Source organism: Spirosoma sp. KNUC1025, assembly GCF_045160025.1.
GTDB lineage: Bacteria > Bacteroidota > Bacteroidia > Cytophagales > Spirosomataceae > Spirosoma.
This window is the reverse complement of sequence record NZ_CP087139.1, coordinates 3,607,307-3,630,437: the sequence shown is the minus strand read 5'-3', so window position 1 is coordinate 3,630,437 and position 23,131 is coordinate 3,607,307. Positions and strand designations below refer to the sequence as shown.

At 48.5% G+C, this 23,131-nt stretch carries 19 protein-coding genes and 1 pseudogene; 18 read left to right on the top strand and 2 right to left on the bottom strand.

What is annotated here, in order from left to right; translation table 11 throughout:
• Positions 1-50: 50 nt before the first annotated feature.
• Positions 51-1,955 carry a beta strand repeat-containing protein gene (locus LN737_RS15855; RefSeq protein WP_405510764.1) on the bottom strand — a complete coding sequence of 635 codons (1,905 nt, stop codon included), beginning with the start codon at positions 1,953-1,955 and terminating at the stop codon, positions 51-53.
• 1,006 nt (positions 1,956-2,961) lie between these two features.
• Between LN737_RS15855 and LN737_RS15850 the strand changes: the two genes are divergently transcribed.
• The 3 genes from LN737_RS15850 (at position 2,962) to LN737_RS15840 (ending at position 5,578) form a co-directional block, all read left to right on the top strand.
• Positions 2,962-3,738, top strand: coding sequence for a hypothetical protein (locus LN737_RS15850; RefSeq protein WP_405510763.1), 777 nt, complete (start codon positions 2,962-2,964; stop codon positions 3,736-3,738).
• Positions 3,739-3,949: 211 nt separating this feature from the next.
• Positions 3,950-5,041: a RimK family alpha-L-glutamate ligase gene (locus LN737_RS15845; protein ID WP_405510761.1), complete on the top strand. Its 1,092-nt coding sequence runs from the start codon at positions 3,950-3,952 to the stop codon at positions 5,039-5,041.
• A gap of 126 nt (positions 5,042-5,167) precedes the next feature.
• Positions 5,168-5,578: a hypothetical protein gene (locus LN737_RS15840; protein WP_405510760.1), complete on the top strand. Its 411-nt coding sequence runs from the start codon at positions 5,168-5,170 to the stop codon at positions 5,576-5,578.
• 15 nt (positions 5,579-5,593) lie between these two features.
• On the opposite strand, the gene LN737_RS15835 is transcribed toward LN737_RS15840, so the two are convergent.
• Complete coding sequence (locus tag LN737_RS15835) at positions 5,594-5,767, bottom strand: hypothetical protein (protein ID WP_405510759.1); 174 nt, start codon at positions 5,765-5,767, stop codon at positions 5,594-5,596.
• Positions 5,768-6,030: 263 nt separating this feature from the next.
• On the opposite strand from LN737_RS15835, the gene LN737_RS15830 reads away from it, so the two are divergent.
• From LN737_RS15830 to LN737_RS15760, 15 genes and pseudogenes are all read left to right on the top strand, one after another.
• Positions 6,031-7,689 (top strand): TldD/PmbA family protein, encoded by a 1,659-nt coding sequence (locus tag LN737_RS15830; protein WP_405510758.1) that lies wholly within the window; start codon positions 6,031-6,033, stop codon positions 7,687-7,689.
• A 157-nt stretch (positions 7,690-7,846) separates the two neighbouring features.
• Positions 7,847-9,211, top strand: coding sequence for a TldD/PmbA family protein (locus LN737_RS15825; RefSeq protein WP_405510757.1), 1,365 nt, complete (start codon positions 7,847-7,849; stop codon positions 9,209-9,211).
• A 190-nt stretch (positions 9,212-9,401) separates the two neighbouring features.
• A pseudogene (locus LN737_RS15820) lies at positions 9,402-11,041 on the top strand (TldD/PmbA family protein).
• 122 nt (positions 11,042-11,163) lie between these two features.
• The gene (locus LN737_RS15815; RefSeq protein WP_405510756.1) at positions 11,164-12,525 is read left to right on the top strand and encodes a TldD/PmbA family protein; all 1,362 of its coding nucleotides are present in this window, start codon (positions 11,164-11,166) and stop codon (positions 12,523-12,525) included.
• Positions 12,526-12,677: 152 nt separating this feature from the next.
• On the top strand, positions 12,678-14,318 hold the full coding sequence (locus tag LN737_RS15810; protein WP_405510755.1) for a TldD/PmbA family protein: 1,641 nt from the start codon (positions 12,678-12,680) through the stop codon (positions 14,316-14,318).
• Between the two features lie 151 nt (positions 14,319-14,469).
• Entirely contained in the window at positions 14,470-15,807 is a 1,338-nt protein-coding gene (locus tag LN737_RS15805; RefSeq protein WP_405510754.1) for a TldD/PmbA family protein, read from the top strand.
• 65 nt (positions 15,808-15,872) lie between these two features.
• Positions 15,873-16,409: a GNAT family N-acetyltransferase gene (locus LN737_RS15800; protein ID WP_405510753.1), complete on the top strand. Its 537-nt coding sequence runs from the start codon at positions 15,873-15,875 to the stop codon at positions 16,407-16,409.
• Between the two features lie 13 nt (positions 16,410-16,422).
• Positions 16,423-16,929 (top strand): GNAT family N-acetyltransferase, encoded by a 507-nt coding sequence (locus tag LN737_RS15795; RefSeq protein WP_405510752.1) that lies wholly within the window; start codon positions 16,423-16,425, stop codon positions 16,927-16,929.
• A 60-nt stretch (positions 16,930-16,989) separates the two neighbouring features.
• Complete coding sequence (locus LN737_RS15790) at positions 16,990-17,607, top strand: DUF4159 domain-containing protein (RefSeq protein ID WP_405510750.1); 618 nt, start codon at positions 16,990-16,992, stop codon at positions 17,605-17,607.
• A 94-nt stretch (positions 17,608-17,701) separates the two neighbouring features.
• On the top strand, positions 17,702-18,691 hold the full coding sequence (locus LN737_RS15785) for a MoxR family ATPase (RefSeq protein ID WP_405510749.1): 990 nt from the start codon (positions 17,702-17,704) through the stop codon (positions 18,689-18,691).
• A 91-nt stretch (positions 18,692-18,782) separates the two neighbouring features.
• Positions 18,783-19,634 carry a DUF58 domain-containing protein gene (locus tag LN737_RS15780; RefSeq protein ID WP_405510748.1) on the top strand — a complete coding sequence of 284 codons (852 nt, stop codon included), beginning with the start codon at positions 18,783-18,785 and terminating at the stop codon, positions 19,632-19,634.
• A 67-nt stretch (positions 19,635-19,701) separates the two neighbouring features.
• On the top strand, positions 19,702-20,094 hold the full coding sequence (locus LN737_RS15775) for a BatA domain-containing protein (protein WP_405510747.1): 393 nt from the start codon (positions 19,702-19,704) through the stop codon (positions 20,092-20,094).
• Positions 20,070-20,648, top strand: a complete 579-nt coding sequence (locus LN737_RS15770; protein ID WP_405510746.1) for a hypothetical protein — start codon at positions 20,070-20,072, stop codon at positions 20,646-20,648. Before LN737_RS15775 ends, LN737_RS15770 begins: the two co-directional genes overlap by 25 nt.
• Complete coding sequence (locus tag LN737_RS15765; protein WP_405510745.1) at positions 20,645-20,893, top strand: hypothetical protein; 249 nt, start codon at positions 20,645-20,647, stop codon at positions 20,891-20,893. The genes LN737_RS15770 and LN737_RS15765 overlap by 4 nt, the downstream gene beginning before the upstream one ends.
• The gene (locus LN737_RS15760; RefSeq protein ID WP_405510744.1) at positions 20,890-23,124 is read left to right on the top strand and encodes a hypothetical protein; all 2,235 of its coding nucleotides are present in this window, start codon (positions 20,890-20,892) and stop codon (positions 23,122-23,124) included. The genes LN737_RS15765 and LN737_RS15760 overlap by 4 nt, the downstream gene beginning before the upstream one ends.
• Positions 23,125-23,131: the final 7 nt, after the last annotated feature.

The following is a 23,131-nucleotide window of genomic DNA, read 5'->3' as shown; positions in this document are numbered from 1 at the left end:
GCCAAAAAAGGAATTTCTGGAGATTCGGTTGTTGTTGCACTGCTTATAAATTACAATTCCCCTCGCTGCAGGGCGGTGGTAGCGGAGGTACCATTGTAGGCAATAATATTTGCTTCAAGATCGTCGCTTATATTATCATTATTTGAGCCGATACGGTTTGCATTGTTGTAAGAACTAGCATTGGGAGATACCTGGCTAATATTGATAATAATTCCACCACGGTCATTACCCAACGCAGTAGTACCGTCGGCACCTACGCCTATTTTATTACCAGCAATAATATTGCTACCTACCGTTGTTCCTGTAGTGGCAGTATGGCGTAAATGGATACCATATCCATTGTTAGCCGATACAATCACATTTGCTTCGATTGCATCATCATCGTTATCGCCATCGGTACCAATGGTTATGGCTGAGGATGAATTAAGGGTAATATTATTGCTGCGGTGCCCGTCGGAGCCATTAGATGATTGGTCAATACTTCCTGAACCATTACTCAACGCTGCATTGCCGGTTACATCAGAACCGATATAGTTTCCAGAAATCTTATTCCCGGCGCCAGACATCGAAACAAAAGTAATTCCGTCGCTGTAGTTGCCCGAGATGACATTACGCACGTCTGCCGCTACAGCAGCTACATGTACGGCATCATCGAAACCGACAACAATATTGGTGCAACCACTAAATGCCAAAATTCCTGAAAAAGAGGTACCCGCCGTGGTGGAATTGGTGCCGTTTGGCTTAGCTACCGTACCTGTTTTATCGGTACCTATGTAGTTGCCTGAAATGCGGACGTAATCAATATTACTGCCCACACTGATGGCACTGCCGGAGTTGCCTGAAATGACATTCCTTTCCAAAGCGTCGGATACGCCATCTCCATTCGTACCAATGATAATAGGATTACCCGAAATACCATCGATACCCTGCCTCAAATCTATTCCATCCTGTCCTTTGGAACTTGATACACCGGGATTTGCTCCGCCGTTTGGCGCAAGGGTTACACCATCTGCCGCAAGCCCTATATAGTTTCCAGAAATCCTGACGCCTGAATAGGTTAACAGGTCAGTGGTATTAAATCCTATCTGAATCCCATCGCCACCATTTGTACCATCGGATGAATTTGAAATGACGTTTCCTTCATTGGCATCGTTGTTTCCATCCCCATTGGTACCGATGATTACTCCTGAGTAAGCTCCTGAGCCGCCTGCAGAATTAGCGAGTAAAACGCCATCTGTCTTGTTATACAAAGATGATGAGCCGGGGCTGAAACCGCTGGCCAAAAGGCCGATATAGTTGCCCCAAATTTGCACATTATCTGCACTAGGTAGTATTATAATTGAAACGGCCGCATTGCCGGAATTGTATAAGGCTATGCCAGATAGGGAAGAATTATCGGATGTTGCTGAGAAATTAAAAATCCCTAATGAATTACCAGATACAGTAGTATTGGTATTACCACCATTGATTTCAATGGTGATGGTACGGCTGCCGATTACCCCCTGCGACGCACCACTCTGTGAATATCCGTTGATAGTAGTTTGCCCTGTGATAGGGGGCAAAAAGGCAGAAAGAGTAATGGTTTTTACTCCTCCCAATGGCGTAATAGCAAAATTGATAATATCTGCTCCTGCATTAGCATTGGCATCGATAATAGCTTGCCGTAATGTGCCGGTACCAGCATTAGCCGCTGGATTCACGCCCCCATTGTCACCCGTATTAGTTACGGTAAAGGTATTGGCATTGGCCTGACTGAATGTCAACAAACAGCTCAAAAGCAACAATAACCCTATGGTTGACAGAGATTTCCGATCTTTTTTTCGAACCAGAATGTTTTTGTTGACCGGGGTTATATACCCAGTTGACTCGGGCAGACTGAATGAGTTTGGCCTACCCAGTCGAAGAAGCCCCAATTGAATTCGTCTATCAGAGTCTGGAATGTATACCTGATTCATATGCGTACTGTTTGATTGTAAAAAGATTTGTGTCCTGCTTTGTAACTCTGCTTTACCTTAATCTAACAAATAAGTTGAAACTACAAATCATATGTTCATTTATTTTAAAAGAGTAACATAGTTTACCTAGCTGTTAGTTAATTATACTCATCTGATTCTTGATTTTTGATCAGTCTAACTTACTACTAAAATTAGTAAGTCTACTTACCCAATCTTGGTAGTAAGTTAGACAACTAAGACGAAGCGGAAAGCAAGTCGTCACACTGACAGAATCGTTATTAATTAATGTAGATACACAAGCTGAACCTAAACAAGGTGGTTTACACCCTAAGACTGCGCAAGTTCATTATCAACTGGCTATCAAGACGAAAGCCTGTTCGTAAGGTCACTTAACAGGACTTCGGCCCGTAATTTAGATAAGCACTATTTTCTCTGATCGTAGTTACAAATGTAGCTTCTGACTATGCACATACGTTTAATTTTTAGTTAGAACACATATTCTAATAATCAGCCGGTTATCGTTTTCAATTGAATGAATAAAGTTATGAGTTATTTCTAATATGCTAAAAAATGCAATTCAAATAAATGTACCAAATACACAAACCTTAAACTATTGATATTTAACTAGTTACTGAAGATAATTAAAACCGAGAAAATATGATTTATTTACTAAACGGTACATTTAGTCTATCAACATTAAGTAGTTATGAATTATCTAAACCATTGCTTTCAGAGTATAAATACTCATAAATTGGATAATAATATATATACGAAGTCATGATTCAGAAACACGATTTACGTTACTAGCTTCTCTCAAAAAAATTTCCTGTTACTGGCAAAGCGCACGCTAGCTACCTGATGGAGTCACCTGCATTCATCCGTTTCAATCGGCTACTCCCCCACTTCACGTACTTCTTTGTACAGTTCACCCAATGACTGCTTGGCTAACGGCTATGTAGAATTGTAGGTTTGCAGTGTTCTTTAGAAATCGAAAACTCGAATCACTATGCAATCCATGCCAGCAACATTTACTAAACTGGGTCTACTTTCCCTCACAATTGCCTTGTCAATCAGCACCACATTGGCACAGCAACCCGTCCGGCGAACCGCTTCAAAAACTGCCGTTCGCCCAAAAACAGCATCAGCTTCCCGCGTATCGCCAGCGCCCGCCAGGAAGCCGGTAGCTACCAGCACAGCGGCACCAAAGCCCCAGGCTCAGTCAGCTGCTCCTGTTCAGGCCGCTGCCCCGGCACCGGTTGAAACTCGTCAGGCACCTCCCCAACAACAACCGGCAGCACGTAACACAGCAGCTCGTCCACGTGTTTCCATGGCGCATCACGGTCGGAACGTATACGTAAACGCGGGTGTCGGTTTGGCGACGTATTACGGAGGAGGGTTCCCGATCGGCGTATCGGTGGAAGTGGATGCTAAAAACAATTTTTCCGTAGGCGGCTCCATCGACTATTATCATTACAACTATGGGTACTACTCCGGCGGGTATAATTTCGTGTATGCCGGTGCCCGTGGCTCGTACCATTTCAATACGAAGAATAGTTCGTTCGATCCCTACATCGGTGCTACGTTAGGTTTCCGGTATGCTGGCTATAAAGATTCTTACGGCTATAGTTACTACGATGGCTACTATTCGGGTGGATACAACAGTGGCCTTTACGTGGGTATTCACCTCGGCTCCCGGTTTATGTTTAGCCCCAAGGTAGGTGCGTTTGCCGAAGTAGGCTACGGCGTATCTGCACTGAAACTGGGCTTAGCCGCGAAGTTTTAATCCCGAATTCATAGTATCCCTATCTACACCATTCATCACTTGCATTTCTTAACGAGTATAAACCGTTCATCAATCCAACGAAAAGCCCGGCCGAAACCGGGCTTTTTTTGTTTTACTAAAAAATGGACTGCAACTTGCCTCCATCTATCGATAGGCAGTCTAGCCATTTGTTTTTTCTAGCACCTATAAAACAGAATCTAATCACTTGATTATGAGCAAACAAACTAAAATCGGCATACTCTTCGGACAGGAAAATACGTTTCCGCAGGCATTTGTTGACCGCGTCAATGAAAAACAAAGTACGTTTCCAGCCGAGTTTGTCAGTATTGAGCAGGTGGAACAAAGCGTTCCAACCGAGTATGCGGTTATTATCGACCGTATTTCGCAGGATGTTCCATTCTACAAAGCCTTTCTGAAAAATGCAGCCTTGACGGGCACTGCCGTTGTGAACAACCCTTTCTGGTGGAGCGCCGACGAGAAATTTTTCAACAATGCTCTGGCTGTACAGCTTGGTGTTCCGGTTCCCAAAACAATTCTGCTCCCTTCGAAAGAACGTCCCGATGATACCAATCACAATTCGTTCCGCAACCTGAAACACATGAATTGGGATGGTATATTCAATCACATTGGTTTCCCAGCTTTCATGAAACCCCACGCCGGTGGTGGCTGGAAGAGTGTCTATAAAGTCGACAACCCCGAGCAGATGTTTAAAGCGTATGACGAAACGGGTCAGTTGGTGATGCTCTATCAGGAAGCGATCGACTTTACGGATTACTTCCGTTGTTACTGCATCGGTGGTAAAGATGTACGTATCATGCCCTACGAGCCCCGTAATCCGCATCATTTGCGCTACGCTGCTGAGATGAAAACCACGGGCGATGCGGGCAAAAAGCTCCTGGCCACCATGACCGACTACGTATTGAAACTGAACCACGGCCTGGGTTACGATTTCAATACGGTCGAATTTGCCGTTCGTGATGGTATCCCCATCGCTATCGATTTCTGCAACCCGGCTCCCGATGCCGATATTCATTCAGTTGGTCAGGAAAATTTCGACTGGGTCGTAGAAGCGGCTGCTAATATGGCTATCGAACGGGCGCAAAAACTACAGAAAGGCAAAGACAACCTAACCTGGGGAACGTTTGTGCGCGGCTCGGTCATGAGTGCCGAACCCGTGGCAACTAAAGAATCTAAAACGACAAAAACCAGCACAGGCCCTAAAACAGTAGAAGCGCCAAAAGCTGCGAGCAAAACCAAAAAAGAAGCTGCACCAGCCGCCAAGCCTGCGAAGGCTAAAAAATAAGCGAGCCTTAGTTCGTCTAACTACCTTCCCGAAAGCTTAAAACTTTCGGGAAGTTTCTTTTTCTGGATGTCCAACACGGCCAACCTTTTGATTGAAAATGGACTCTCGTATAGAAAGTCCCTTGCTATGCGCTCATTGTCGATTCTTATCCTGTTCAGCTTAAGTTGTTTGGCCTGCCATCAGCCGGATTCCATCTCGCCAGATACGCTAACAGGAACCTGGATAGAAACATCTGCCGGTACAGACACGCTTATTTTCAATCTGGATCAAACCGGTCATCCTTTACCAAATTCAATCCTGGTTAATCGCGGCAAGGAACGTAATGCCGATGGCTATCTTATTCCGAAAATAGGCAGTGGAATTTATCAGTATGAGCTACAGGGGAATACGATTACGGTCCTGAATATGCTCTCCAGTTCCACACAACGCACGAGTTACAGAATCGAACAAAAGGGGAATACCTTACAGGTTGACAACTTTTTTGAATTAGGCTTTCATCAGCCTGCCACGGCTACCCGGACACTACGTCGGTTATAGCGAAAAAGCGTTTTTCTATAACCCAATCGTTTTTGGATCAAGGCCCGTATCACGAGCTGAGGCTCGCAAAATTGCCAGCATCTCTACGTAGCTGAACAAGCGGCCATCAATATAATTGTGCTCTTCTGGCCGGGCCGACGTATCGGTCGGCAAACGTTCGCTTTTCTTCCAGATCACGGATGTTGGCATGGGCGGTAATCAATACGTCCTGAATAAACTCTTCCAGTTGCTGTGTGTATGTTGCCCTCGAACGCGACTGTTTCAGATTATTAAATAAAATCAATCGATTAGCCTTAATTCTTCAAAATTTTATTGGGTGTTTCTACCTAAATACCAACTTACCGCTCGTCACAAAAAAGCGATTTAATGCCTGTTGATCCATTATTTTTGGCCATATTCGTGTTTTCCGACCGTATATAAACGTAATCATCAACAAGTGTTTTATTAAATAAATGCAACGAAGAGACTTTATCCAGTTGTCTGGATTAGGCATTGGTGGCCTGTTAACGGCTACGGTTCCTGTGCTGGGCAACGCGGTATCACCCGAGTACCTCAGGGAGACAGCCAGCCGAGCCGCCGGAATCGACACAGCCACCAAAAAACAATTAGCCGACATTGCCCTGAATGCCGCCAAAAGCAAAGGGGCCACTTACACCGACGTTCGGATTGGACGTTATCTTCAACAGTATCTCTTCACGCGCGAAACACGAGTTCAGAACATTGTCAGTGCTGAATCGTATGGTATCGGCATTCGCGTAATTGCCAATGGTACCTGGGGATTCGCAGCCACGAGCAACGTAACACCGGCCGCGATTGCCAAATGTGCCGAAACAGCCGTAGCCATTGCCAAAGCGAATTCGAAACTATCGAAAGAACCCGTGCAACTGGCCCCTCAGAAAGGCGTTGGTGAAGTTAGCTGGAAAACCCCTATCAAAAAGAATGCGTTCGACGTACCGGTTCAGCAGAAAATCGATTTGCTGATGAACGTAAACGGAGAAGCCATGAAAAATGGAGCCGCTTTCGTCACGTCGAATTTATTTTTCATCAATGAGCAGAAATACTTTGCCTCGACCGATGGCTCCTACATCGACCAGGATGTGCACCGAATCTGGCCGACGTTTACTGTTTCGGTAGTGGATCGGGCAGCCGGTAAATTCAAAACCCGTGATGCGCTCAGTTCGCCAATGGGTATGGGATACGAATACCTCGACGGGCTGGCTACAGAAAAAATTCAGGCTCCCAATGGATTAGTCGGGTATCGAAACTCCTACGATATGGTTGAAGATGCCATTCTGGGAGCCAAACAGGCTAAGGAAAAACTTACGGCCAAAACCGTACAGCCCGGCAAGTACGATCTCGTTCTCGATCCCAATCACCTCGGCCTGACCATCCACGAGTCCGTCGGCCACCCTACCGAGCTTGATCGCGTTCTGGGCTATGAGGCCAACTACGCCGGAACCAGTTTCGCTACGCTCGACAAGTGGAAAAGCAAGTCGTTCAACTACGGTAGTAAGCTGGTAAACATTGTGGCCGACAAAACGCAGCCCCACACACTGGGTACCGTTGGTTACGACGACGAAGGCGTTCCCTGCAAACAGTGGGATCTGATTAAAGATGGTATTCTCGTAAATTATCAGGCCATCCGCGATCAGGCGGCTATTTTAGGAGAAAACGAATCGAATGGCTGCTGCTATGCCGATAACTGGGACTCCGTACAGTTTCAGCGGATGCCGAACGTATCACTAAAGCCCGGCACCGAAAAACGCTCGGTTTCCGATATGATTAAGGGAGTCGATAAGGGTATCTACATCATCGGTCGTGGCTCGTACTCGATTGATCAGCAGCGCTACAACTTTCAGTTTGGGGGGCAGCTTTTCTACGAAATTAAAAACGGAGAAATTGTCGGGATGCTTGACGATGTTGCCTATCAGTCGAATACCCAGGAATTCTGGAACTCCTGCGCCCAGCTTTGCGATCAGGACGACTACCGGACATTTGGCTCGTTTTTCGATGGAAAAGGTCAGCCTTCGCAAGTCAGCGCTGTATCACACGGCAGTGCTACCACCCGCTTCAACGGCGTTAACGTAATAAATACGGCTCGGAAAATATAGTCGTTGGTCATTTCGCTTCGCTGTCATCAAGTCATTGGTCATTCGACAAAATGGCCCATACACAGTCAAATGACTCTATGACCAATGACGTACAGCTAATAACTAGTCCCTAATGACCATTGACGAATGACCAGTCTCTAATGACCAATAAATTACCATGGCAATCTTAACCAAAGAAGAAGCAAAAAAAATACTGGACAAAGTACTCGCGTACGCAAAAGCTGACGAAACTAGTGTCAGCTTGACGGGAGGCCGAACGGGTAATATCCGCTACGCCCGCAATGCCGTCTCGACCAGTGGCGAATCCGATAACATTTCTCTGGCGGTCACATCTGTTTATGGCAAGCGGGCTGGTACAGCCACGATCAACGAGTTTGATGATGCCTCGCTGGAGAAGACAGTACGTCGGGCGGAGGAAATTGCCAAGCTAGCCCCCGAAAATCCAGAGTACATGCCTATGCTGGGGCCACAAACGTATTTGCCGGCTAACCCCTTTGCCGAGAGCACCGCAAAAATTGATCCGGTGTATCGGGCGCAGGCGGCCTTCGACAGCATCGATCCCTGTCGGCAAAAGAACCTGACCGCGGCCGGGTACATGGAAGATACCGCTGGTTTCACAGCCATTGCCAACAGCAAGGGTTTGTTTGGGTATACGAAAAACAGCAGCGTCGAATTTTCGATTACGGTACGTACCGCCGACGGTCTGGGCTCCGGTTATGCCACCCGCGACGTAACGGACACGTCGAAACTAAGCACTAAAGCCGCTACTGAAATTGCCATGCAAAAAGCACAGGCATCGGTCAGCGCCCGCGCGCTCGAACCCGGCAAATACACCGTTATTCTGGAGCCAGCCGCGCTGGTTAGTAACGTCGATGCGTCCCTTCTGGCTGCTATGATGGGATCGATGGATGCCCGTAATGCTGAAGAGGGCCGTAGTTTTCTAAGCAAGAAAGGGGGCGGTACCCGCCTTGGCGAAAAGCTGTTCGATGAACGCGTAACCATTTATTCAGACCCCACGAATGCTGAAGCTCCGGCACCACCGTTTGGTGGGGGCGGTGGCGGACGTTTTGGCGGGGGTGGCAGCGATGGCCGCCCGCAGGAAAAGGTTACCTGGATCGAAAAAGGCGTCGTTAAAAACTTGTATTACTCGCGATACTGGGCTGACAAAAAGGGAGTTAAAGCCATTCCTCCTCCAGCCAATTTCATTATGGAGGGCGGCACCCAATCGCTGGCCGACATGATTAAAAGTACGGAGAAAGGCATACTGGTTACGCGCTTCTGGTACATCCGGCCCGTTGACCCGCAAACACTGCTCTACACCGGCCTGACCCGCGATGGGACGTTCTACATCGAAAATGGGCAGATCAAATTCCCCGTGAAAAATTTCCGCTTCAACGAAAGCCCGGTCATCATGCTCAACAACCTAGAAGCACTGGGCAAACCCGTTCGCATTGGCGGAAGTCTGGTCCCACCGCTCAAAATTCGGGACTTTACCTTTACGAGTTTGTCAGATGCCGTGTAAAAGTCAATTGGTCATTTTGATTCGCTGTCACTGGGCATTAGTCATAAGTTGCTGACGCTAAAAAGCTCGGCGAACAACTGTACCAACCACCAATGACACACAGCGAATGACCAGTTGACCAATACCCAATGACGCGAAGCAATTGACCAATGACTAGCGGCAATTAACGTACGTCTTTTTAACCTATTTCATGAATCGTCGAGATTTTAACCAACTACTAGGCATGGGCGCTGCTGGCATATTAATGCCTGCCCTGCCCGCTTTTTCCCGAACCGTCACGCCCGAGGCTTTGCTCGAACCGGGGTAGATATAGCCGCCAAAAAACGCCTGGCCGATGCCGCCCTGAATGCCGCCAAAAGTAAGGGCGCTACGTATGCCGATGTGCGCATAGGCCGCTACCTGAACCAGTTTGTGCTGACACGCGAAAACAAGGTGCAGGGCGTCATTAATACCGAATCGTATGGCGTGGGCGTTCGGGTGATTGCCAATGGCTGCTGGGGGTTTGCATCCGTAGGCGACGCCCGCGATGAGGCCGTTGTAGCCAAAGCTGCCGAAAAGGCCGTAACGATTGCGAAAGCCAATGCCCGCTTGCTGACGGAGCCCGTGCAGCTGGCTCCGCAGAAAGGATTTGGCGACGTAAGCTGGAAAGCGCCAATCACCAAAAATGCGTTTGAAGTACCCATCAAAGAGAAGGTAGATTTGCTGCTGTCGGCCAACGCCGAAGCCATGAAAAACGGCGCCAACTTCGTGAACAACGTACTGTTTATGGTGAATGAGCAAAAGTACTTTGCCTCCACCGACGGTACCTACGCCGATCAGGATATCCACCGAATTGGACCCAGTTTTACCGTTACGGCCGTTGATCCTCAGAATGGCAGATTCGCTACGCGTAATTCGCTGAGTGCGCCTATGGGCATGGGCTACGAGTACTTACAGGTAAATCCAAGTGATAAACTTACCGGCGTTACGACCCGCTACAACAAAGGGTACGATATGCTGGAAGATATTACCGCAGCCGCCAAACAGGCTAAAGAGAAGTTGTCGGCCAAGTCGGTCGAAGCGGGTAAATATGATCTGGTGCTGGACCCCTCCCACCTCTGGCTGACCATCCATGAATCGGTGGGGCACCCCCTCGAACTCGACCGCGTTCTGGGCTATGAAGCCAACTACGCAGGTACGTCCTTTGCGACTCTTGAAAAATGGCAGGCCAAAAACTTTAACTACGGCAGTAAAGAGGTCAATCTGGTGGCAGACAAAACGCAGGTAGGTTCGCTGGGCGCCGTGGGCTGGGATGATGAAGGGGTTAAAACCAAAAAGTGGGAGCTGGTGAAAGATGGCATACTGGTTAATTATCAGGCCATCCGCGATCAGGTGCACATCATCGGCGAGAAAGAATCGCAGGGCTGCTGCTACGCCGACAACTGGAGTTCGGTGCAGTTTCAGCGCATGGCCAACGTATCGCTGGAGCCAGGCAAAACACCCCTGTCGGTACAGGACATGATTAAAGACGTCAAGAAGGGCATCTACATCATTGGCGACGGCTCGTTCTCGATTGATCAGCAGCGTTACAATTTTCAGTTTGGTGGGCAACTCTTCTACGAGATCAAAGACGGGCAGATTGTTGGAATGCTTAAAGACGTAGCGTATCAGGCCAATACACGTGAATTCTGGAATTCCTGCGTGGCCGTTTGTGATCAGACAGACTATCGACTAGGAGGTGCCTTTAACGACGGAAAAGGCCAGCCAGCCCAATCGAGTGCGGTTTCGCATGGCAGCTCAACGGCTCGCTTCAACGGCGTTAATGTGATCAACACAGCTAGAAAAATATAAATTAGTCCTTGGTCATTACGCTTCGCTGTCAATTGGTCATAGAGTCATTGGACAAAAGTCCATACAAATGACTTAATGACCAAGGACAGCGAAGCGTAATGACCAATGCCCAATAACTACTCATGGCTATTCTAACCAAAGAAGAAGCAAAAAAAATAATTGACAAGGTGCTGGCTTATTCAAAAGCCGACGAAACCAGCGTCAGCCTGACGGGTAACCGTACTGGCAACATCCGTTACGCCCGTAACTCTGTTTCGACCAGTGGCGAATCGGACAATATTGCCCTGGCGATTACTGCCGTTTATGGGAAACGTTCAGGAACGGCCACTGTCAATGAGTTCGACGATGCCTCGCTGGAGAAGGCCGTTCGTCGGGCAGAAGAAATTGCCAAACTCGCTCCTGAAAATCCGGAATATATGCCCATGCTGGGGCCACAAACCTATCTGGAAACCAGTACGTATGCCGAAAGCACCGCGAAAATCGACCCTGAGTTCCGTGCAAAAGCGGCCTTCGATAGCATCGATCCCTGCCGACAGAAGAACCTGACTGCAGCCGGGTATATGGAAGATACAACGGGTTTCTCATCCATTGGCAATAGCAAAGGGCTGTTCGGTTACAATCGATCAACCAGCGTCGATTTTTCGATCACGGTACGTACCGCCGACGGCCTGGGCTCCGGTTATGCCAATCCGGATGTAAATGATGTCAGCAAGCTCGACACGAAAGCCACCACGCAAATCGCCATGCAAAAAGCCCTGGCTTCGGCCAGTGCCCGCGCGCTCGAACCCGGCAAATACACCGTTATTCTCGAACCGACTGCTTCTGTTGAGCTGCTGCAAAACATGATGCGGAGTATGGATGCCCGCAACGCCGATGAGGGCCGTAGTTTCCTGAGCAAAAAAGGGGGCGGCACCCGCCTTGGCGAAAAGTTATTCGATGAACGCGTAACCATCCTTACTGACCCCATGAATGCCGATTTACCGTTGTCCCCCTTCGGTGGAGGAGGTGGTGGCGGTGGTCAGGGACGTTTTGGTGGCGGTGGTGGCGATGGCGTACCGCAGGAGAAACGGACCTGGATTGAGAATGGAGTCGTAAAGAACATGTTTTATTCCCGCTACTGGGCCGACAAAAAAGGAGTTAAACCAATTCCAGCGGCTAGTGGGTTCATCATGCTGGGTGGCACGCAGTCGCTGGCTGACCTGATTAAAAGCACCGATAAAGGTATTCTGGTCACGCGCTTCTGGTACATCCGCGCGGTTGATCCGCAAACGCAGTTGTATACGGGCCTGACCCGCGACGGGACGTTCTACATCGAAAACGGACAGATCAAATTCCCCGTGAAAAATTTCCGTTTCAATGAAAGCCCGGTCATCATGCTCAACAACGTCGAAGCACTGGGCAAACCTGTCCGAGCAGGAGGTAACTTGATTCCTCCAATGAAAATTCGTGACTTTACGTTTACAAGCTTATCTGATGCCGTTTAATAGTCAATTAGTCATTCGCTTCGCGTCATTAGTCATTGGTAGCTGATACAAAAGAGTTCATCAAACACGGTGCCAGCACCAATGACGCGAAGCGAATGACTAATGCCTAATGATGCGAACCTATTGACCAAAGAATTTTACGCACACACTACATGAATCGTCGCAATTTTAACCAACTTTTGGGAATGGGTGCTGCGGGTATCATACTACCCGGACTACCGGCCTTTTCCCGCACCGTCTCGCCTGAAGCTCTGCTTGAACCGGGTCTGGACGTAGCCACCAAAAAACGCCTGGCCGATGCCGCCCTGAATGCCGCCAAAAGCAAAGGCGCTACGTATGCCGACGTACGGATTGGCCGCTACCTTAACCAGTTCGTTATCACACGGGAAGACAAAGTGCAAAACATCGTCAATACTGAATCCTATGGCGTTGGCGTTCGGGTGATTGCCGATGGCTGCTGGGGGTTTGCGGCAATTGTTGATGCCAAAAGCGAAGCGGATACGGCGAAGGCAGCTGAAAAAGCCGTAGCCATTGCCAAAGCCAATGCCAAATTGATGAAAGAGCCCGTACAACTGGCTCCTCAAAAAGGTTTTGGGGAAGTCAGCTGGAAGGCTCCTATTACCAAAAATGCCTTTGAAGTACCGATTAAGGAAAAAGTGGATCTGTTGATGTCGGTGAATGGGGCGGCTCTGAAAAATGGCGCCAATTACGTAAACTCGATCCTGTTTATGGTGAACGAGCAGAAGTACTTTGCCTCCACTGATGGTACGTATGCCGATCAGGATATCCACCGCATCTGGCCAATTTTTACGGTTACAGCCATTGATCCTAAAACCGGAAAGTTTGAAACCCGCCAGTCGCTCAGCGCCCCCATGGGAATGGGTTACGAATACCTGCAACCGAATCCGAAAGACAAAGTGACGGGTGTTACATCCCGTTACAACAAAGGGTACGATATGCTGGAGGACGTAACGGCAGCCGCCAAACAGGCCCGCGCCAAGCACACGGCCAAGTCGGTGGAGGCAGGTAAATACGACCTGGTGCTGGACCCCTCCCACCTCTGGCTCACTATCCACGAATCGGTGGGGCACCCCCTCGAACTCGACCGCGTTCTGGGCTATGAAGCCAATTTTGCGGGAACCAGTTTCGCTACGTTGGATAAGTGGCAGTCAAAGAATTTTAATTACGGAAGCAAGCAAGTCAATCTGGTGGCGGATAAAACGCAGGTAGGTTCGCTGGGCGCCGTGGGCTGGGATGATGAAGGGGTCAAAACCAAAAAGTGGGATCTGGTGAAAGATGGCACTTTAGTTAACTATCAGGCCATTCGGGATCAAGTGCACATCATCGGCGAGAAAGAATCGCAGGGCTGCTGCTACGCCGACAACTGGAGTTCGGTGCAGTTTCAGCGCATGGCTAATGTATCGCTGGAGCCAGGCAAAACACCCCTGTCGGTACAGGACATGATTAAAGACGTCAAGAAGGGCATCTACATCATTGGCGACGGCTCGTTCTCAATTGATCAGCAGCGTTACAATTTTCAGTTTGGCGGGCAGCTCTTCTACGAGATCAAAGATGGACAGATTGCCGGTATGCTCAAAGATGTTGCGTATCAATCGAATACGCAGGAGTTCTGGAATTCCTGCGTGGCCGTTTGTGACGAACGCGATTACCGACTGGGCGGCTCCTTCTTCGACGGGAAAGGTCAACCCCCGCAATCGAGTGCGGTTTCGCATGGCAGCTCAACAACCCGCTTCAACGGCGTTAATGTGATTAATACAGCTAGAAAAATATAAATTAGTCCTTGGTCATTACGCTTCGCTGTCATTGGTCATAGAGTCATTGGACAAAAGTCCATACAAATGACTTAATGACCAATGACAATTGACCAACACCTAATGACGCGCAGCAAATGACCAATGACAATCGACTACTGACTATCAACATATGGCCATCATACTCACTGAAGCAGAAGCCAAGGCACTGCTCACCAAAGTCCTAAGCTATTCGAAAGCCGACGAATGCGAAGTTAATCTTCTTGGCGAAGAACGGGGGAACCTGCGTTACGCCCGGAATGAAGTGTCGACCAGCGGCTCGCTTATCAATCAAAACTTACAGGTCCAATCGGCCTACGGCAAAAAAGTCGGAATTGCGACCATTGACGAGTTCGACGATGCCTCGCTTGAAAAAGTTGTACGTCGTTCCGAAGAATTGGCACAGTTGGCTCCCGAAAATCCGGAATACGTCGGCATTTTAGGACCACAGCAATACGTGAAATCGAACGGCTTTTTTGACTCGACAGCGAAGATTACGCCGGATACACGGGCCGATGCCGTGAATAAAAGTTTACAGCTTTCGCGGGAGAAAAATCTGGTAGCCGCCGGTTTCCTCCAGGACAATTATGGCTATAGAGCCATGATGAACTCCAAAGGGCTGTTTGCTTATTACCCCAGTACGAATGTCAATTTTTCGCTGACTGTACGTACCAACGATGGTAAGGGATCGGGTTACGTAGCACGGGGATACAGCGATTTCTCGAAACTGGATACAGCAGAAGCTACCCGTATTGCCATTCAAAAAGCGCAGGGGTCAGCCGAGGCACGCGCCATTGAACCGGGCAAATACACGGTTATTCTGGAGCCAACGGCCGCTGTGGTTCTCCTCGAAAATATTTTCTTCAACATGGATGCCCGCTCCGCCGATGAAGGCCGATCTTATTTCAGCAAAGCAGGCGGCAAATCGCGGCTGGGCGACAAGATCGTTGACGAACGCGTCACGATTTACTCCGACCCAACGAATGCTGATTTACCAGCTTCACCCTGGTCGGGCGACGGGCGACCGCAGGAAAAAACCATGTGGATTGAGAAAGGCGTTGTAAAAAATCTGTCGTATTCCCGCTACTGGGCGCAAAAACAGGGCAAGAAAGCAGTCCCTGGTCCTAATAACGCCATTATGACGGGTGGTACCGCATCGCTGGAGGATATGATTAAAAGTACCCAGCGGGGCATTCTGGTCACCAAGCTTTGGTATATCCGCGAGGTCGATCCACAAACTATTCTTCTGACGGGTCTGACCCGCGACGGGACGTTCTATATTGAGAATGGAAAAATTAAACACCCGGTAAAGAATTTCCGGTTTAACGAAAGCCCGATTATTATGCTGAATAACCTAGAATCGTTGGGTAAACCGGAACGGGTGGTTAGCACCGAAACGGATCAGAACTACCTGATTCCTCCCATGAAGATTCGGGAATTTACGTTCACGAGTTTGTCAGATGCGGTCTAAACCTGAACTCAGCTATTAATCCGAAACGTTAGTAGTTGAGTTTATATCACTTACAACGACTTGATATGGTCAGTATTCGAAAGGCAACGTATCAGGATAAAGAAGCACTCTGTGCATTATATAAAGTCGTTGCGCGAATTAGTCAGGGAATTGCCCGGACAGAAGATGAAATAACCGATCAATATATTGACGGCTTGTTTCGGACGATTGAACAACAGGGATTAATGCTTGTAGCTGTAGATCCTGCTAATCAGGTCATTGCGGAAATTCATGCGTCAAAATATGGCCTTCGTATTTTTGATCATATACTGACAGGACTAACCATCGCCGTTCATCCTGACTATCAGGGCAAGGGCGTTGGGAAACAGCTTTTTCGAGCGTTTCTGGATGACGTACAGCAGCTATTTCCTGAAGTAGGGCGCGTTGAACTTGAATCGAGGGCATCCAATCAAAAATCCCTTGGTTTATACCATAGTTTAGGCTTTGTTCAGGAAGGTTGTATGAAAAATAAAACGCGGAACATGGACGGCTCTTTTGAACATAGCCTGCTCATGGCCTGGACAAAGCCCGGTTTCGGGACTAGTCAGGAGTCCGTTGATTGATGCACAAACCAAAATGATTGCCATTACCGAAGTTACCGAAACTGATTTGCCTGTTATTCAGACGATTGCCCATCAAACCTGGCCCAGTACGTTTGGTGAGATTCTGTCGCCTTCGCAGATACGTTATATGCTGGAGATGATGTACAGTCTGGATGCGCTCAAAAGTCAGATCAACGAGAAAAAACACGTTTTTCTGCTGGCAAAAGACGAAATCAGTAACGAGTACCTCGGCTATATTTCTTATGAGCTGCATTACAAAGGCGAGTCAGTAACTAAAGTGCACAAAATATACATGCTACCCGCGAGTCAGGGGAAAGGTGTAGGACGGTTGTTGATCGATAACGTAGCCGAACGCGCTATTCAACAGGCTGACAATCGGTTGGGGCTTAATGTTAATCGGTACAACAGGGCCGTGCAGTTTTACGAACGAATGGGCTTTGTCGTTATCGGTCAAGAAGATATCGACATCGGTGACGGCTTTTTAATGGAAGATTTTATCATGGAAAAACGATTAAACTAGGTATTCTGGCATCTATAAACCCAATGATGATTATCAATTCATAAAACTCAACAGACACTCTTGAAACCTTTCTTTTTCACACGACTTCAGTATACGTCCGGCGATTGGGATACTGATCAGCGAATGCCGTCGAATTTGATGCATTCGCTGGTGGAATACACAACCCTGCCAGTCGATCAGAAGGAAAAGGTGGTGACGCTGAGTAGCCCGGATTTGTTCAAGAGCCCTTTCTGCTACCTGAGTGGTCATAAGCTGGTTGAGTTTTCGACTCAGGAGCGCGATCACTTCAAACGGTACGTTCAGAACGGTGGTTTTGTGTTTGTTGACGATTGTAACCACGACGTTGACGGTCTCTTCGCCAAATCGTTTGAGCAGGAAATGGCCCGCACATTTGGCCCCAAAGCGTTACAGAAGATTCCGAATACCCACCCGATTTATAGCTGTTTTTTTAAGTTTCCGGAAGGACCGCCGACCACCTCATTTGAATTGAATGGCTGGGGCGACGATCTGGTGCATGATTACCTGAAAGCCATACTGATCAATGGACGTATCGGGGTGCTTTATAGCAATAAAGACTACGGCTGCGAATGGGATTACGACTTTCGCAACAAACGATTTCTAGCGGAAGACAATACCAAGTTTGGCGTCAATATTGTTACCTACGCGCTAACAGCTTAATAATGGACAATGAAGAATGAGTAATGGATCTTTAAACCCTATTGCACAGTATCCATTATTCATCGACTAATACAACCTGATAGATAAAGAAAAATTGGAATCAACAGACTTAACCCATTACAAAAAACTGGTGGCAAAACTGCCCCAGCTGCGAAGCGAGATTGGAAAGGTTATTATCGGACAACAGGAAGCCATCAGCGAGGTATTGATTTCGCTGCTGGCGGGTGGTCACTGTCTGCTGGAAGGAGTACCCGGCCTGGCAAAAACCCTGATGGTGAAAACCATGTCTGATGCGCTGGCGATGCAATTCAAACGTATCCAGTTTACACCTGACCTGATGCCTGGCGATATTGTTGGCACCGAAATTCTGGAAGATGACCACGAAACTGGCCACAAGGTATTCGTCTTTAACCGGGGGCCTTTGTTTGCCAACGTAGTACTGGCCGACGAAATCAACCGGACTCCGCCTAAAACCCAGGCCGCTATGCTGGAGGCCATGCAGGAGTATAAGGTAACCTATAACGGAACCGACTATGCATTGCCCAAACCCTTTCTGATCATTGCTACCCAGAACCCGATTGAACAGGCCGGTACGTACCCCCTACCCGAAGCGCAGCTGGACCGGTTTCTGCTGTATATCAAATTAAGCTACCCATCCGAACGGGAAGAACTCGACGTATTGAAAAGCACAACCGGCACCAATCGGCCAAATCTGCAAACGGTTCTTTCAGACGAGGACATCATTCAATTACAAACCCTTACCCGGCAGGTGCACATCAGCGAAGAACTGATTGGGTATATCAACAAGCTCGTTCGGGCTACCCGCCCAGCCGACTCGCCTTCCTCGTTTGTGAAGCAATGGAGTCAGTGGGGAGCCGGTCCACGGGCCGGACAGGCTCTGGTGCTCTGCGCTAAAGCCCGCGCTGTATTGAATGAACGATTTTCTGTCATTCCGGAAGACATTCAGGCACTGGCTTACCCAATTCTGCGGCACCGGATTGCACTTAACTTCCGCGCCGAAGCCGAAGGCGTTACAACGGATCTGGTTATCAAACAGTTATTGACAGAAATCAAATTAGCCTAAAATTTACGGCATTGGGTTAATCGGTCCCGTTGACTGTTGTAGCCGTCCCGAATGTTTTAAACCAGATCCCTTACGCTGGATTCCAGAAATCATGCTCATCACCGACCTCATCAAACTCAACAATTTGCAGCTGGCAGGGAAACTAGTCAGCGACGAATTGATGCTTGGCATTCAGCTTAGCCGACGGTCGGGTATTGGAACAGAGTTTGAGCAGTTCAGGCATTATACGCCCGGCGACGACCCGAAACGTATTGACTGGAAGTTATTTGCCAAAACCAATCATTATCTGGTACGTGAATCGGCTACGGAAAGTAATCAGCAGATCAGATTGCTGCTCGATTTATCGGGGTCAATGAAGTATACCGAGGGCCAAGTAAGTCGGTTACAATATGCTAAAATTTTGCTGGCCTCACTGGCTTATCTGGCCAACCGACAGGGTGACCAATTGAGTTTTTACACTCTGCAAAACGGGCTGGTAAAAACGGCTGTTCCAGCCGGGAAACAGTCTTTCCAGAAAATTGTCGCTACGCTCGAAACGGCACAGGCCGAAGGTTCCTGGCCCAACCAGGCGGCTTCGGTTCCCGAATTTGGTCGTAAGCAGGCAGAGATGCTTATCATGGCTTCCGACTTTCTGCAGGTCAATGATGAGTGGGTAAACCTGATTCAGACCGTGGCCGGCCCACGACGTGAAATCGTTCTTTTTCAGATACTTGGTGATCAGGAACTGGATTTTTCGATGAGTGGCTTTTATCGATTTCAGGATCTGGAATCCGGAAAAGAAATTGAATTGCAGGCTGATGCCATTCGGGAAACCGTTCGGCAACGGTCGTTGGACTATTTAACCAGGCTCGAAGAAAGCTTGCGCATTCCGCATGTACGACTTATTCGCACGCGGCTGAGTGATCCGATTGCGCTTGTATTAAAGCAGTTTTTGCTGAGTTAGACAGATCGTTTCGCGCTGGACATGCGCCGAACCAGAAGTTTGACAGGCAGCCTTTAACCAAATTTCTATGCAGTTTATTGAGCCAGTTTTATTGTGGGGTGCATTGGCCGTAGCGATTCCGGTGGCCATTCACTTTTGGCATCAGAAGCGGGGAAAACTGCTTCCCTGGGCTGCTACGCAATGGCTCACCGAAAGTCAGCAACAACAAAGCCGGGGCCTCCGGCTGGATAATATACTGCTGCTTATAATCCGCTGTTTGCTGCTGATTTTGCTGGCCATCCTGCTTGCTCAACCCATTCTGAACTGGTTTGCCAAACCCCCTATTATTCAGAAGGTTCACCTGGTGCAACCTAGCGCGTCGGTAGCGAATAATTTTCGGTTTGAACTGACTGAAGCCCAGAAAAAGGAGAACGCGTTCTCTGGGCCGATGAGCGCATGGCACCTGTCAATGAACAATTAACCCCCGTACAGCCGTCCGTCGATTTCAGTCCATTACGTTTACAGACAGCCATTAATAAACTGGATGCTAAAAATACGGCACTCAATCTGTACGTAACGACGAATCAGCAACTGGCGAATGTGCCTGTGATTACTGTTCCAGCTCGGTTTCAGTTATACGCTATGGTTGATTCGACAAATCAGCCAAGAGCGTACCTAGCCGTTAAAGACAATAAAAAATTATTCGTCAACCGATCAGGCAAGCTAACCAGTAGTACGTCACTTGACCCGTCAGTACGTTTCCAATCAGCCCCGGCTTATTCGGGACCAATGAATACGTTGATTTCCTATCGAAATGCGAATGAGCGTCAAACCGTAAAAGCCGCGCTGGCGGCTCTGTCCGACGTATATTCCCTTGACCTGACGATTGACGAACGGCCGGTCCCTAACCGCCAGTATCAGTGGATACTAACTGATCAGCTGCCTAAAAAATATTACCCCAAACACGCTACGTTGTTTCGGGTGTGGAGCAACGAAATACGGCCGAAAATGTCATTTATACGAACGAAACCTTGACCCCACAAACCTCCGGTCGTGTCGAAACGGGGCAGCTTCCCGAATGGCTGGGTAATCATTTACTCACTCAGTTTGGTCTTTACCCAAGTCCGAAACCACTGAGCCGGCAGGATTTGAAATCGCTGTTCGTTCCGCTCGCAACACCAGGTGTTCAGCATCAGGCAGGGCTACAGAATGCACTGTTGTTGCTATTTTTTGTTTTAGTACTACTCGAACGTTGGCTTGCTTTAACCAGAAACGCATGAACGATCTAAAACGCCTTATATCGTCGGTAACGTACCAGCTCTACGCCAACGCTCTGCTACGTTGCGTTTTGGTGGCGATATCGGCTTATCTGCTTACCGCTACCTTTACCGGACCAACCATATGGCCAATTCTGGCGGGTGTCGTCGGGTTTGGTGCGGGCTTTTTTTTCAGTAAACTCTATCAGAACAAACAGCCGCAGGCCATTCGCCTGATCCATCAAACCGTAGGTGACGTAGAATACAGTCTGCCATTGCTTACCAAACCGCAACTCAACCTGGCGGAGCAACTGCAACTTGATCGCCTGAATGAGCATATCCAGAACGTACGGATTCCTGTTGTGATCTGGTCAAAAATTGGGCTTTATAGCTTAGTGCTGCTGGCCGTTCTGGGTATTCATTACGGCTACCCCTTGTTGCAGAACGATACGCCAAACAGCCCTAAAAAACGTAGTTTTCTCGAAGCGTTTGTGCCAGAAAGCAAACCTGTAGCGCCAACCTTTCAATCCGCTACTTTACAGGTTCAGCCACCGGCTTACACGCGACTGCCGGTCATTAACTCATCCAACCTGAATGCATCGGCTATTGTCGGCTCGGCTCTCAGCTGGCAGGTACGTTTCAGCGAAAGCCGCCAGCTTACGGTGAAACTGGTAAGCAGCCGTGGGCAGGAGATTGCTTTTCGGCAACTGGGTGAAGGATTTACGTATCAGGACAAGCTTATCAACTCAGGTTTATACTCCATCAAAGCATACTGGCACACAGCTACCAAACGAGATTCGCTGGTCTACCAATCCGACTTTTACCGGCTCGAAGCCCGACCTGACCTGGCCCCTAAAATTGAACCGGAATCGAAAGAGGTGTATCGTTTCCATTACCTCAAAGATTCAAAACAGTTAAACGTAGCAGCGAAATTTTCAGACGATTTTAGCATTACGCAGGCGTTTATCGTGGCTACCGTAGCGCGGGGTTCGGGTGAAAATGTGAAATTCAGAGAAATAAAAATGCCCCTGGATCAGCGCAATTTCAAAGAATCCAACTTATCAAAAACACTGGATTTGAAGGCGTTGCAATTTGCGCCGGGTGATGAACTGTATTATTACTGGGCCGCTTTCGACAACCGGCAACCTGAGCCAAACTTTACAAAGTCTGATACGTATTTTGTTGTGTATAAAGACACGACGCAGGCCGAAGAAAGCGAACTGGCAACTATGGCGGTCAACATTATGCCTGAGTATTTCAGAAGCCAGCGGCAGATTATCATCGACACCGAAAAATTGATTGCCGGACGCAAAAAGATGGCGCCGAAGGCATTTAAAAGCCAATCAAACGAAATCGGATTTGACCAGAAGGCATTGCGGTTACGTTACGGTCAGTTTCTGGGTGAAGAGTTTGAGAAGAACATCGGGGGCGGTGGAGAGCCCCCATTGCCAACAAACAGCGAAGGCGCCGTAGTGTCAGGCATGGCAGCTATTCAGGCTTACATGCACAAGCACGACGAGGGCGAAGGCGAGCAAACCGCAGCCCCTGCGCAAACGCATTCGCCCGATGATGGGCACAACCACGGCGGAGGTGGTAAGGTCGACGACGGAAAAGACCCTCTGGCGGCATTGATGGAGCAATACGTTCACTCACACGACGACGCCGAAACCAATACGTTTCATGAACAGTCGACGCGGGCGCTGCTAAAAATGGCGCTGGAAAACATGTGGCAGTCGGAACTGCACCTGCGTCTATATGAACCGGAGAAAGCGTTGCCTTATGAGCAGGAAGCCCTGAAATACCTGAAACTGTCGCAGCAAAAAGCCCGGTCGTATGTGAAGAAAACCGGCTTCGACCCTCCCCAGACGAAGGAAAAAGAAACCCGGTTGACGGGAGAGTTGAAGAACGTAACGACTTCATTCGACCAGTCGAAAACCTACAGTCAGCAACGTATTGACGCCTTGGTTGCCGAAACGCTGGGCTACCTGGACCTGCCGACGCTAAATGCCCGGCAACGGCAAACGATTCAGCTACTCGGTAACGCGTTGGCAACTAACGTAGTGAATAGCGGGATGCAGAACTGGTCCGTGCTGGCCGGTTTGCAAAAATTAGCCGTCGGCAAACCCCTTTCAGCCAAAGAGAAAGCTCAACTGAAAACAAAACTTTATGGCCTGACGAACACAGCCGAGCAAGCCGGGCCGTCGTACGTCAGTGACCGTACGCTCCAACAGGCCTTCTGGCGAAAGCTTAAGTAGCGTTTTG